The following is a 12730-nucleotide window of genomic DNA, read 5'->3' as shown; positions in this document are numbered from 1 at the left end:
CCGGGCATCACTCCCCCAGCAGGGCCGTGGCGAGGAGGGCCACCGCGCGGTCGTCGTCGTGAACCAGTTGCCGCAGGACGTCGTGTGCGAGGGATGGCGGCAACTCGGCGAGCCCCTGGGTCAGGCGGAGCCGCACCGCGGGGTCCGTGGCGTGCGCGGCGAGTTCGGCGGTGAGCGCGCTCATCACCTGCTCCGCGCGCCCGGGGTCCAGTGCCAGCGCGCCCAGCGCCTCGGCCGCCTCGACGTCGCTGTCACCGTCCACCACCATGCCCACCAGCGCCGGCACCGCCGCGGCGACGCCGGACCGGCCCAGGGCCAGCGCCGCGTGCCTGCGCACCGTCGGGTCCGGGTCCGCGAGCGCTCCGGTCAGCGCCTCGGTCGCCTCGTCCCCTTGCATCTCCGCGATCGCCAGCACCGCGCGCCGCCGGACTTCGACGTCGTCGCCGCGCAGCCCGGCCGCCAGGCTGGCCACCCCGTCGCCGCCGGCGCGCGCGAGCGCCCACCGCAGCGCGCCGGCCACGTTCGCGTCGGGTTCGGCCAGTACCGCCTCCGCCAGCACTTCGGCGGGCACCGGCACGGCCTCGGTCAGGGCGGCCTGCTGCCGTCGCGCCGCGTAGGGCGAGTTCAGCCCGTGCAGCAGCGCCACGATGCGCAGCACGTCCGGCCAGCCCGACGGCGCGGACGCGTCGACCGCCCGCAGCCGCTCCAGCAGCTCCTGCTCCCGCCGGATCCGGTCCTCGGTCCGCTGGATGAGGTCGGCGACCAGAGTGGACGGTGCGAAACCGGGATCGGCCAGCGCACGCCCGATCTGGCGCAGCGACAACCCGAGCGACCGCAGGCTCTCCACGTGGAAGATCCGGCGGATGCCCTCGTCCGAGTACTCCCGGTAGCCCCCGATGGTGCGGCCGGTCGGGCGCACCAGCCCGAGGGTGTCGTAATGCCGGAGCATCCGCGTGCTCACCCCCGAGCGGCGCGCCACTTCGCCGATCAGCACGACGCGCCCGCCGCGCGTTCCGGGCCGAGCGCGGCCACCCGCTTCGCCTCCTCGACGTCCGGCGCGAACCCGGCGTCCGGGTCGCGCAGGAGCCGCTGCGTGGCGCGGGCGTGCGCGCGCACCACCGGGTCCTCGCTCGCCAGGCCGGTCCGCAGGGCGGGCTCGGCCACGTCGCCGAGCGCGACGAGCGCCCGGCTGAGGCTCAGCTGCACGCCCCGGTCGCCGCGGCCGAGCTGCGCGGCCAGGTCCTCGGCCAGCGCGGCGCGCCCCTCGTCGGGCACGAGGACGACCGCGGCCCGCCACGCGCTGCGCGCGACCTCGTCGTCGGCGTCGTGCAGCAACGCGCGGGTGATCGCGGGCCACGCGCGCCGGTCGCCGATCTTGGACAGGGTGTGCAGCGCCTGGCTGCACGCCTGAGCCCGCCCGTTCGCGAGCTCGTCGAGGAGCCGGGGCACCGTGATCTCCGCGGGCAGCCGGGTCAGCGCCCAGGTGACCATGTCGCGCACGAAGAAGTCCGGCTCGACCGCGCTGCGGGCCACGAGCTCACCGAGAAAACCGGGGTCGGGATGCGTGCCTGCCGCCAGCGCGGCCTTGAGCCGCGTGGACGGGTTCCCGGCGCTCAGGGCGCCGAGCAGGTCGCGGTGTGTCGGGTTGATCGGAACCACCTCCGCGTCCCAGTGAAGACCTTGTCACGGTGTCAACGTCAAGCACGCCGGGCGCTGACGCCGGTCAGGACCGAATCCACCAGCCGGGCCAGGTAGCGCCGGTCGGCACTGCCGCCGCAGAGCAGCAGGTGGAACCACAGCGCGCCGGCGAGCAGGTCCACGACCAGGTCCGCGTCGCTGTCCGCCGCCAGCTCGCCCCGTTCGACGGCCCGGGTGAAGACCGGGTGGTCGCGGGTGAGCCTGCCGGTGAAGAACGCGTTCGTGGCCTCGGCCAGGAGCGGGCGCCCGGGCACGGCGGCCAGCACCGCGGCGGTCGCCGGGCGGGTCAGCAGCCGGGACAGGCGGGTGGCGACGGCGAGCAGGTCGCCGCGCAGGCTGCCGGTGTCGGCGACTGGGAACTCCAGCAGCGCCGAGCCGGTCACCGCGGCGGCGAGCAGTTCGTCCTTCGACGACCACCAGCGGTAGAGGGTCGTCTTGTGCACGCCCGCGCGCTGCGCGATCGCCTCGATGGTGAGCCCGTCGTAGCCGTGCTCGGTGAGCAGGTCGAGGGCCGCGGTGAAGATCTCCTGGACCCGGCGGGGGCCGGCACCGGTCGGCATGCTCTCAGCCTAACCGCAACGCAACGGTGCGTTGCATTGCAACGGTCCGTTGCGCTCTGCGATGGCGCTGAGCAGGCTAAACCTCGGACGGCCGGATGCGGTGTAGAGTTCACCCGTCCTTGTCCGGTTTGGGCAAGTTTTGGCGTGGCCCTTGACGGTGCCCCGGCCTGCGCGTTTCGCTGCCTGCCATGGTCCGAACCATTCGCGCGCTGGCCGTCGCCCTGCTGATGACCGGTCTGGTCGCCGCGCCGCCCGCGGGAGCGGAGGCGCCGGTGCGGTTCGCGTCGTCGTTCGAACCCGGCCAGCCCGAGCCAGACTGGGTGGACACGGTGGAGACCGGGCCGGACGGCCGCCCGCTCACCGCCGGCGTGAACGGCGCGAACGGCTCGGCCATCCCCGGTGACGTGCGCGGCCGCGCCACCGGCGCCACCGCGAGCGCGGAGAACGCCGGCGCCGGCGAGGTCGCGGTGAACGTGCTCGACGGCAGGCCGGAGTCCAAGTGGCTCGCCTTCGCCCGCACCGGCTGGGTGCGGATCGAGTTCGCCGAGCCGGTCGCCATCACCCGCTACGACCTGACCTCGGCCAACGACGCCCCGGAGCGCGACCCCCGGGACTGGACCCTGCGGGGCTCCGACGACGGCGCCACCTGGACCACAGTGGACAGCCAGAGCGGGCAGACGTTCGGCGACCGGTTCGAGACCAGGAGTTCCGTCTCGCCGGCACCGCCACGCACCGCTTCTACCGGCTGGACATCACCGCCAACGGTGGCGCGGACATCGTCCAGCTCGCCGAACTGCTGCTTGCCGACGACCAGCCGGCCCCGCCGCCGCTGCCCGCCATGCGGTCCTACCCGGACAGCGGCCCGCCCGTCGGCTACACCAGCAAACCGCGCACCGGCTTCACCGGGCTGCGGGCCTTCCACTACGGCGGCACTCCGACCGCGCCGCACGGCTACTCCTACAACAAGGTGTTCGACGTGCGGATCCCGGTGCGCGCCGACACCGAGCTGTCCTACACGGTGTTCCCCGAGCTGACCGGCAACGACCTGACGTACCCGAGCACGAACGTCTCGGTCGACCTGGCCTTCACCGACGGCACCTACCTGTCCACCCTTGGCGCGGTGGACCAGTACGGGTTCCCGCTGAGCCCCCGCGGGCAGGGCGCGGCGAAGTCGCTCTACGCGAACCAGTGGAACCTGGTGCGCTCGGCGATCGGCGCGGTCGCCCGCGGCAAGACCGTCGCGCGGATCCTGATCGCCTACGACAACCCGAATGGCGCCGGCTCCGGCTCGTTCAACGGCTGGTTCGACGACATCACGCTCGGGCCCGCCGCGCCGCAGGCCCGCGTCACCCGCCTGTCCGACCACGTGCTCACCACCCGCGGGACGAACGCCAACGGCACGTTCTCCCGCGGCAACAACTTCCCGGCCACCGCGGTCCCGCACGGCTTCAACTTCTGGACCCCGGTCACCGACGCCGGGTCGGTGAACTGGCTCTACGGCTACCAGGAGGGCAACAACGCGCAGAACCGGCCCGCACTGCAGGCGCTGTCGCTGTCCCACGAGCCGAGCCCGTGGATGGGCGACCGGCAGACGTTCCAGGTGATGCCCTCGGCCGCCGCCGGTGTGCCGGACGCGAACCGGGCCGCGCGTGCCCTGTCGTTCGACCACGCCAACGAGATCGCCAAACCGCACTACTACGGGGTGACGTTCGACAACGGCGTCAAGGCCGAGATCGCGCCCGCCGACCACGCGGCGGCGTTCCGGTTCACCTTCCCCGGCGGCGACGCGAACCTGATCTTCGACAACGTCAACGACACCGGCGGCCTCACCCTCGAACCCGCCACGGGCACGCTGTCCGGGTTCACCGACGTGCGCAGCGGCAACTCGGCCGGCGCGGGCCGGATGTTCGTGTACGCGGCCTTCGACCGGCCGGTCACCGGCGGGGACATGCTGCCCGGCGAGGGACGGGACCACGTGCGCGGCTACCTGAAGTTCGACCCGGGCCGCGGCGGCACCGTGGGCATGCGGATCGCGACCTCGCTGATCAGCGTCGACCAGGCGAGGCGCAACCTGGAGCAGGAGATCCCGGCGGGCACGGCGTTCGAGACGGTCCGCTCGGCCGCGCAGGCCGCGTGGGACCGCAAGCTCGGCGTGATCGAGGTCGAAGGCGCGAGCCGGGACCAGCTGACCACCCTCTATTCGAACCTGTACCGGCTGTTCCTCTACCCCAACTCCGGGTTCGAGAGCGTCGGCACCACGCGCAGCCCGCGCCCCGCCTACGCGAGCCCGGTCTCGCCCAAGGCCGGACCGGACACGCCGACGCACACCGGGGCGAAGGTCGTCGACGGCGAGATCTACGTCAACAACGGGTTCTGGGACACCTACCGCACCACCTGGCCCGCCTACGCGCTGCTCACGCCGGACGTGGCGGGCCGGATGATCGACGGGTTCCTGCAGCAGTACCGCGACGGCGGCTGGGTCGCCCGCTGGTCCTCCCCCGGCTACGCGAACCTGATGACCGGCACCAGCTCCGACGTGGCCTTCGCCGACGCCTACCTCAAGGGCGTGCGCGGTTTCGACGTGCAGGCCGCCTACGACGCGGCGATCCGCAACGCCACGGTGGCCCCGCCCAACGAGGATGTCGGCCGCAAGGGCCTGGAGCAGTCGATCTTCCTCGGCTACACCCCGACGTCGACCGGCGAGGGCATGTCGTGGGCGATCGAGGGTTACCTCAACGACTTCGGCATCGCGATGATGGCGCGGAAACTCGCCGACGAGGCCGCGCCGGACGACCCGCGCCGCCGCGAGTACGCCGAGAACGCCGAGTACTTCCGCGGCCGCGCGCAGAACTACGTGCACCTGTTCGACCCGGCGGTCGGGTTCTTCCAGGGCCGCGGCGCCGACGGCGCGTTCCGCGTCGCGCCCGGCCAGTACGACCCGCGCGAATGGGGCCACGACTACACCGAGACCAACGGCTGGAACATGGCCTTCACCGTGCCGCAGGACGGGCAGGGGCTGGCCAACCTCTACGGCGGCCGCGACGGGCTGACGCGCAAGCTGGACCAGTTCTTCGCCACGCCGGAGACGGCCGGGTTCCCCGGCGCCTACGACGGGCAGATCCACGAGATGCGGGAGGCCAGGGACGTGCGGATGGGCCAGTACGGCCACTCCAACCAGCCCTCCCACCACATCGCCTACATGTACGACTTCGCCGGGCAGCCGTGGCAGACGCAGGCCAGAGTGCGGGAAGCGCTGTCCCGGCTGTACCTGGGCAGCGAGATCGGGCAGGGCTACCCCGGCGACGAGGACAACGGCGAGATGTCGGCGTGGTATGTGTTCAGCGCGCTCGGGTTCTACCCGCTGCGGATGGGCAGCCCGGAGTACGCGGTCGGCTCGCCGCTGTTCACCAAGGCGACGGTGCACCTGGCGGGCGGCCGGAACCTGGTGATCAACGCGTCGAAGAACAACGCCCGCAACGTCTACGTGCAGGGGCTGCGGGTCAACGGCCGGACGTGGAACTCGACGTCGCTGCCGCACGACGTGCTCGCGGGCGGCGGCACGCTCGACTTCGCGATGGGCCCGAGCCCGTCACTCTGGGGCGCGGCGGAGGTGCCGCCCTCGCTCACCGAGGGCGACGAGCCGCCCCAGCCGCCGGCGGACCTGACCACGCCCGGCGGGCCGTTGTTCGACAACACCTCGGCCACCCAGGCCCGCCCGCTGGACACGGTCGACCGCCCGGTGCCGGGGGCGGTGACCGCGACCTTCTACACGCTCACCTCGGCCAAGGACGCCGGGGACCCGAGCGCGTGGGTGCTGGAGGGCTCGGAGGACGGGCAGACGTGGACGCCGCTGGACACCCGCTCCGGGGAGACGTTCACGTGGCGGCAGCAGACGCGGGCGTTCAAGATCGCCACGCCGGGCGCCTACGCACACTACCGGCTGCGGATCACGGCCAGCGCGGGCGGCGCGGCGGGGTTGGCGGAGGTGGAACTGCTCGGCGGGAAGTGACTGCCGCATCCGCCCCACCGCCCGCGAGCATCACCACCGGTCGCCGGTACCCGGTTTGTCCAGCTTGGAACTGCTCGGCGGGAAGGGAGCGGGGCGGCCGGTTACGGTAGGCGACGTGACCCGGACCCACTTCTTCTCGTCGTTCGAGGACGGTGATCCGCGGCCCCGCTCCGGCCCGGTCGTGACCGTCGGCTCCGGGCCGGAGCGGGCGCCCGCGGCCAAGGCCGGCGCCGGGTTCACGGGGGTGCGCGCCGCCCGCTACACGGCCCGCGAACCGGCCCGTCAGGTGCTGTTCGAAGTGGACTTCGTGATCGGTGCGGACACCCGACTGTCCTATGTGGTGTTCCCGGAGTCCGACGCCGGGCCGAGCTGGCGCAGCACCTTCGTGGCGCTGGCCGTCGAGCTGGACGACGGCACCCTCATCGGGGGGGCGGCGCTCGACGCGGGTGAGTCCAAGACCCTCTACCTCGACCAGTGGAACCTGGTGCGTCACCCGCTCGGCGAGGCCGCGGGCCGTCGCGCGCGGGCGGTCGTGCTACTCGCCGAGCCGTCGCCGGGTGAGCCGGTGTCGGGCTGGGTCGACGACGTCGCGATCGCCGACGCGCCGCCCGAAGGCCCGCGGGACCCGGTCGACTGGGTGCGCACCACGCGCGGCACCCATTCCAGCAACGAGTTCTCCCGCGGCAACACCTTCCCGGCCACCGCCGTGCCGCACGGCTTCAACTTCTGGACCCCGGTCACCAACGCCAGGTCCCTCGACTGGCTGTACGAGTACCACCGGCGCAACAACGCCCAGAACCGGCCCGAACTGCAGGCCTTCGCGGTCAGCCACCAGCCGAGCCCGTGGATGGGCGACCGGCACCCCTTCCAATTCCTGCCGGGAATCGGTCCGGTCACCGCGGACCGGAAGGCGCGGGCGCTGCCGTTCTCCCACGGCAACGAGACCGACCGGCCGCACCACTACGGGGTGCGCTTCGACAACGGCATCACCGTCGACCTCGCGCCCGCCGACCACGCCGCGTTCATCCGGTTCGGCTTCCCCGGCGAGGGCGGATGGGTGCTGTTCGACAACGTCAACCGGCGCGGGGGCCTGCGCGTCGACCCGGCGCGCGGGGTGGTCACCGGGCACACATGGGCGCGCAGCCGCCTGTCGGTCGGCGCGCGGCGGATGTTCGTATACGGCACGTTCGACCGGCCCGCCGCAGGTGGCCGCCGGCTGCGCTGGCCCAACACCGGCTACCTGTCCTTCGACGCCCCACTGGTCGAGCTGCGGATCGCGACCTCGCTGATCAGCCTGGAGCAGGCGCGCCGCAACCTCGAGCTGGAGATCCCGGCCGGCACCGCGTTCGAGCAGGTCCGCGAGCGGGCGCGGGCGGCGTGGCAGGAGGTGCTGGGCCGGGTCGAGATCGACGGCGCCACCCCGGACGAGCTGACCACCTTCTACTCCGGCCTGTACCGGCTGTTCCTGTACCCGAACTCGGCCCACGAACAGACCCCACGCGGAGTCCGGCACGCCAGCCCCGTGCGGCGGCAGTGGTGGCCGAGCACCCGCACCCGGACCGGGGCGAAGGTCGTGGACGGCCCGATGTCGGTCAACCACGGCTTCTGGGACACCTACCGCACGGTGTGGCCCGCGCTCGCGTTGCTGGCGCCGCGGCGCTGCGGGGAGCTGATCGAGGGGTTCGTGCAGCAGTTCCGGGAGGGCGGCTGGATCGCGCGCTGGTCCTCCCCCGGCTACGCGAACCTGATGACCGGCACCAGCTCCGACGTGGCCTTCGCCGACGCCTACCTCAGGGGAGCGCGGAATTTCGACGTGCACGCCGCCTACGACGCAGCGCTGCGCAATGCGACCGTCACCCCGCCCGGCCGCAGCGTCGGGCGGCAGGGCCTGCGGGAGTCGATCTTCCTCGGGTTCACGCCGCTGACCACGCACGAGGGCCTGTCCTGGGCGCTGGAGGGCTGCCTCAACGACTTCGGCCTCGCCGCGCTCGCCGCGGCGCTGGGGCACACCGACGACGCCCGCTACTTCCGGCAGCGCGCCGCGCAGTACGTCAACCACTTCGACCGGCGCACCCGGTTCTTCCAGAGCCGCCACCGCGACGGCCGGTGGCGCTGGGCGCCGGAGCACCACGACCCGGCCCGGTGGGGCTTCGACCAGCCCGAGACCAACGCCTGGAACACCGTGTTCTCCGTGCCGCACGACGGCGCCGGCCTGGCCGCGCTGCTCGGCGGCCGCGCGGCGCTGGAGTCCACACTGGACACCTTCTTCGCCACCCCGGAGACCGGGCGCGTGCCGGGGTCCTACGGCGGGATCATCCACGAGATGACCGAAGCCCGGGACGTACGGCTCGGCCAGTACGGGCATTCGAACCAGCCCAGCCACCACATCCCGTGGATGTACTGTCACGCTGGGGCCGCGGCCAAGACGCAGGTGATCGTGCGGGAGGTGCTGACCCGCTGCTACCTGGGCAGCGAGATCGGGCAGGGCTACCCCGGCGACGAGGACAACGGCGAAATGTCCGCCTGGTACGTGCTCGCCGCTCTGGGCCTGTACCCGCTGGCGCCGGGCAGCCCGGGTTACGTGCTGACCGCGCCGCTGTTCGAACGGGCCCGGCTGCGCCTGGAGAACGGGCGGACGGTGACGATCAGCGCCCCCGGTCGCGGGACGTACGTGCGGGGCCTGACGATCGACGGGAAGCCGCACCACTCGACCTGGCTGCCGCACGCCGACCTCATCACCGCCGACCACCTGGAGTTCGACGTCACGGACACCCCCACCGGCTGGGGCGATCCACCGCCGTCACTGGGCACGCCCCCGCTGGCCGACGTTACCGGCACCGGCACCTGCGACGACGGCACCGACGTGACCCAGCTGTTCGCCGACACCACCGCCACGCAAGTCACCTTCCGCTCGCGCACCCCGGTGATCGAGTGCGCGGTCCGGGAACCGGCGCGCGTGGAGATGTACACCCTGACCTCCGCCGCCCGCGGCGGGGACCCGCGCGACTGGGTGCTGGAAGGCAGTGCCGACGGGGAGTCGTGGGTGCGGCTGGACGAACGCCGCGGCGAGCGGTTCCGGTGGCGGCGGCAGACCCGCCCGTTCTCGATCGCCGAGCCGGGCACGTACCGTGCCTACCGGCTGCGGGTCACCGCGGCGACCGGGCGGCGGACCGCGCTGACCGAATGGGAACTGCTCGGGAGCCGTGCATGAGGGTGTGGAAGGTGGCCCAGGACCGGCTGGTCGCCGCCGATCCGGGCCTGGTGCGGTTGCGGCTGGCCGGGATCGCGGTTGGCGGGATCGTGCTGTCGATCCTGGTGCTGCTCCTGCTCGGCCGCCCGATCCCGACGATCATGGTGGCCTGCATCGCGGCGATGAACTCGGCGTTCAGCGTCAACGACAAGACGCCCAAGGACCAGGCGATCACGCTCGTGCTGGTCATGCTGTGCGGGTCGGCCTCGCTCACCGTCGCCGCGTTCGCCGCCACCGCTCCCCCGCTGGACAGCGTCCTGTTCGTGCTGCTGATCTTCCTCGCGGTCTACGCGCAGCGGTTCGCGCCGCGCGGCACCGCGATGGGCGCGCTGTCGTTCTTCATGTTCTTCTTCGCGATGTTCCTCGCGATCCACCCGCGGCAGCTGCCCGAGTACATCCTCGCCCTGGCGATCGGGCTCGCCGCGAACGCCGTGATGCGGTTCGCGGTGCTGCGGCGGCGACCCGAGGGTGAGTTGCTGCGGGCCCGCCGCGCGTTCCGCGCCCGGATCAGCGCCGTGGTGCGCGCCGCGGCCGCGTGCCTGGCCAGCGGCGGCAGCGAGTGGCGGATCAACCAGCTGCGCAAGGCCGACACCCGCCTGCACGAGGCCGTCCTGATGATCGAGGACACCATCGGCGACCTGTTCGACGAGACCGGCATGCAGCTGCTGCGCCGCCGTCTGCTGGCCGTGGAGCTGGCCTGCCAGTGGCTCTCGATCACCGTGCGCCGCGCCGCCGAGGCGGACGCACTGCCGGACGCGGTCCGCGACGACCTGATCGCGAGCCTGCTGCGGCTGGACTCCCTGATCGAGCGCGATCCCCGCGACCTGCCGGTGATCAGCGACACCGAGGAGTTCAGCAAGATGCTCGTCGCGGGCAGCCGGCTCAAGGAGCGCACCGAACCCGGCGACGAGGTGCGCCGCGCCATCGCCGAGCTGGCGCTGGCCGACGTCAACGCACAGCGGGTCGCCGAGAAGGACTACTCGGCCGAGACCGAACTGCCCGAGGAGGAGACCGAGGACGAACCCAAGAAGGTCCTCGCCTACGACAACCGCACCCGCAGCGCGATCCAGGCGATGGTCGGCGGCGGGCTGGCCGTGCTCGGCGGCGAGCTGATCTCCGACGCCCGCTGGTACTGGGCGGTGCTGACGGTGTTCGTGGTCTTCCTCAACACCAGCACCGCGGGCGCCACGTTCGTGAAGGGGTTCCGCCGCGTCACCGGCACCCTGGGCGGGATCTTCGGCGGGATGCTGCTGGCGCTGCTGGTCACCAGCAACACCACCGCCACGGTCGTGCTGATCCTGGTGTGCGTGTTCTGCCTGGTCTACGTGGCGCGGGTGTCGCAGCTGCTGATGGCCTTCTTCATCACCTGCATGCTGGGCCTGCTCTACAGCCTGCTCGGCACGTTCACCGTCGAGGTGCTGTGGGTGCGGGTCGCCGAGACCGCGATCGGCGCGGCGGCGGGCCTGATCGCGGCGGTCCTGGTGGTGCCGGTGCGCACCCGCACGGTGATGGTGTCCGACATCGACGCGGCGCTGGTGGACCTGTGCGAGTTCCTGGCCGGGGCCGAGGCGCTGCTGTCCGGGCGGGAGAACGTGAACGTGATCGAACTCTCCCGCGAGCTGGACCGCTCGGTGGAGAAGGTGCGCACCACGATCGAGCCGCTGACCCACCCGATCAGCCTAGCCAGCCGCCGCGACTACGGCTGGTACGTGATGAGCACGCTGGAGCGGCTGGCGTTCCGGGCGCGGCAGATCGCGGCCCGCTCCGAGCCGGGCCTGCTGCCCGCCGACGACCGGCTGACCGGGGTGATCGAGCGGATCAGCCGCAACGTCGACGTGCTGCGCGACGCCCTCGACGGCGACGAGCGGGGCAGGCTGGTGCGCAACACCGCCGCCCCGGAGACGCGTGAGACGGACAACGCCCAGGCACGCTCCGTGCTCACCAGCCTGGGCCGCCTGGATGCCGGGATCGTCGCGCTGGGCAGGGCGTTCGAGGTGCCGGTGGCCGATTCGACTCGATCGGTTCAGCAGAACGTGAGGCGACGCACCACGTCAGCGCAGGCAGAGGGCGATAGGGTCACCAGCACAAGCCAAGATTCCGTCCGCAGGAGTACGCAATGACCCAAGCCCCCGTCAACGTCACCGTAACCGGCGCCGCCGGCCAGATCGGCTACGCGCTGCTGTTCCGCATCGCGTCCGGTCAGCTGCTCGGCCCGGACACGCCGGTGAAGCTGCGGCTGCTGGAGATCCCGCAGGCGGTCAAGGCGGCCGAGGGCACGGCGCTCGAGCTGGAGGACGGCGCGTTCCCGCTGCTCGCGGGCATCGACATCTTCGACGACGCGAAGCAGGCTTTCGCCGGCGCCAACGTGGCGCTGCTGGTGGGCGCGCGCCCGCGCACCAAGGGCATGGAGCGCGCCGACCTGCTGGAGGCCAACGGCGGCATCTTCAAGCCGCAGGGTGAGGCGATCAACGCCGGCGCCGCCGACGACATCCGCGTGCTGGTGGTCGGCAACCCGGCCAACACCAACGCCCTCATCGCGCAGTCGCACGCGCCTGACGTTCCGGCCGAGCGGTTCACCGCCATGACCCGCCTGGACCACAACCGCGCCGTCGCCCAGCTGGCGAAGAAGCTGAACGCGCCGGTCGGCGAGATCAAGAAGCTGACGATCTGGGGCAACCACTCCGCCAGCCAGTACCCGGACATCTTCCACGCCGAGGTCGCGGGCAAGAACGCCGCCGAGGCCGTCAACGACGAGAAGTGGCTGGCCGAGGAGTTCATCCCGCGCGTGGCCAAGCGCGGCGCGGAGATCATCGAGGCCCGTGGCGCGTCGTCGGCCGCGTCGGCCGCCAACGCCGCCATCGACCACATCTACAACTGGGTCAACGGCACCCCCGAGGGCGACTGGACCTCGATGGCCGTGCCGTCCGACGGCTCCTACGGTGTGCCGGAGGGCCTGATCTCCTCGTTCCCGGTCGTCTGCAAGGACGGCAAGTACGAGATCGTGCAGGGCCTGGAGATCAACGAGTTCTCCCGCGGCCGGATCGACGCGTCGGTCAACGAGCTGGCCGAGGAGCGCGAGGCCGTGAAGAAGCTCGGTCTCATCTGATTTTTCCTGGTGGTGTTTCGGAGGGCCGGTTCCCGGGCGGGGGCCGGCCCTCCGGCATCAGCGTGGTGATCATCGCGGACCGGGTTCGAGCCGCGTGCCGACTGCCG

General features: G+C 72.4%; 7 protein-coding genes and 1 pseudogene. 5 read left to right on the top strand and 3 right to left on the bottom strand.

The window, feature by feature from the left end; genetic code table 11:
- Nucleotides 1-7: 7 nt before the first annotated feature.
- From AMETH_RS17185 to AMETH_RS17175, 3 genes are read right to left on the bottom strand one after another with little or no spacing between them, the layout of a single operon-like run.
- Entirely contained in the window at nucleotides 8-994 is a 987-nt protein-coding gene (locus AMETH_RS17185; RefSeq protein WP_017982355.1) for a HEAT repeat domain-containing protein, read from the bottom strand.
- On the bottom strand, nucleotides 988-1659 hold the full coding sequence (locus AMETH_RS17180) for a HEAT repeat domain-containing protein (protein ID WP_017982354.1): 672 nt from the start codon (nucleotides 1657-1659) through the stop codon (nucleotides 988-990). Before AMETH_RS17180 ends, AMETH_RS17185 begins: the two co-directional genes overlap by 7 nt.
- 38 nt (nucleotides 1660-1697) lie before the next feature.
- Nucleotides 1698-2258: a TetR/AcrR family transcriptional regulator gene (locus tag AMETH_RS17175; RefSeq protein WP_017982353.1), complete on the bottom strand. Its 561-nt coding sequence runs from the start codon at nucleotides 2256-2258 to the stop codon at nucleotides 1698-1700.
- A 188-nt stretch (nucleotides 2259-2446) separates the two neighbouring features.
- Between AMETH_RS17175 and AMETH_RS42620 the strand changes: the two are divergent.
- The 5 genes and pseudogenes from AMETH_RS42620 to AMETH_RS17155 all read left to right on the top strand — a co-directional run.
- Nucleotides 2447-2878: pseudogene (locus AMETH_RS42620) on the top strand (GH92 family glycosyl hydrolase); the annotation flags it as partial.
- Between the two features lie 218 nt (nucleotides 2879-3096).
- Nucleotides 3097-6267, top strand: coding sequence for a GH92 family glycosyl hydrolase (locus AMETH_RS17170; RefSeq protein ID WP_017982350.1), 3171 nt, complete (start codon nucleotides 3097-3099; stop codon nucleotides 6265-6267).
- Between the two features lie 115 nt (nucleotides 6268-6382).
- Nucleotides 6383-9478, top strand: coding sequence for a GH92 family glycosyl hydrolase (locus tag AMETH_RS17165; protein WP_017982349.1), 3096 nt, complete (start codon nucleotides 6383-6385; stop codon nucleotides 9476-9478).
- The gene (locus AMETH_RS17160) at nucleotides 9475-11637 is read left to right on the top strand and encodes an FUSC family protein (RefSeq protein WP_017982348.1); all 2163 of its coding nucleotides are present in this window, start codon (nucleotides 9475-9477) and stop codon (nucleotides 11635-11637) included. The genes AMETH_RS17165 and AMETH_RS17160 overlap by 4 nt, the downstream gene beginning before the upstream one ends.
- Nucleotides 11634-12623: a malate dehydrogenase gene (locus AMETH_RS17155; protein ID WP_017982347.1), complete on the top strand. Its 990-nt coding sequence runs from the start codon at nucleotides 11634-11636 to the stop codon at nucleotides 12621-12623. The genes AMETH_RS17160 and AMETH_RS17155 overlap by 4 nt, the downstream gene beginning before the upstream one ends.
- Nucleotides 12624-12730: the final 107 nt, after the last annotated feature.

The sequence above is a fragment of the Amycolatopsis methanolica 239 genome (genome assembly GCF_000739085.1).
Lineage (GTDB): Bacteria > Actinomycetota > Actinomycetes > Mycobacteriales > Pseudonocardiaceae > Amycolatopsis_E > Amycolatopsis_E methanolica.
The sequence above is the reverse complement of the archived record's forward strand: the minus strand, read 5'-3'. Positions and strand labels throughout refer to the sequence as shown.

Bases quoted from the DNA above. Each gene is read 5' to 3' on its own strand.
- AMETH_RS17175 (WP_017982353.1), bottom strand. From the start codon at position 2,258: ATGCCGACCGGTGCCGGCCCCCGCCGGGTCCAGGAGATCTTCACCGCG.
- AMETH_RS17170 (WP_017982350.1), top strand. From the start codon at position 3,097: ATGCGGTCCTACCCGGACAGCGGCCCGCCCGTCGGCTACACCAGCAAA.
- AMETH_RS17160 (WP_017982348.1), top strand. From the start codon at position 9,475: ATGAGGGTGTGGAAGGTGGCCCAGGACCGGCTGGTCGCCGCCGATCCG.
- AMETH_RS17155 (WP_017982347.1), top strand. From the start codon at position 11,634: ATGACCCAAGCCCCCGTCAACGTCACCGTAACCGGCGCCGCCGGCCAG.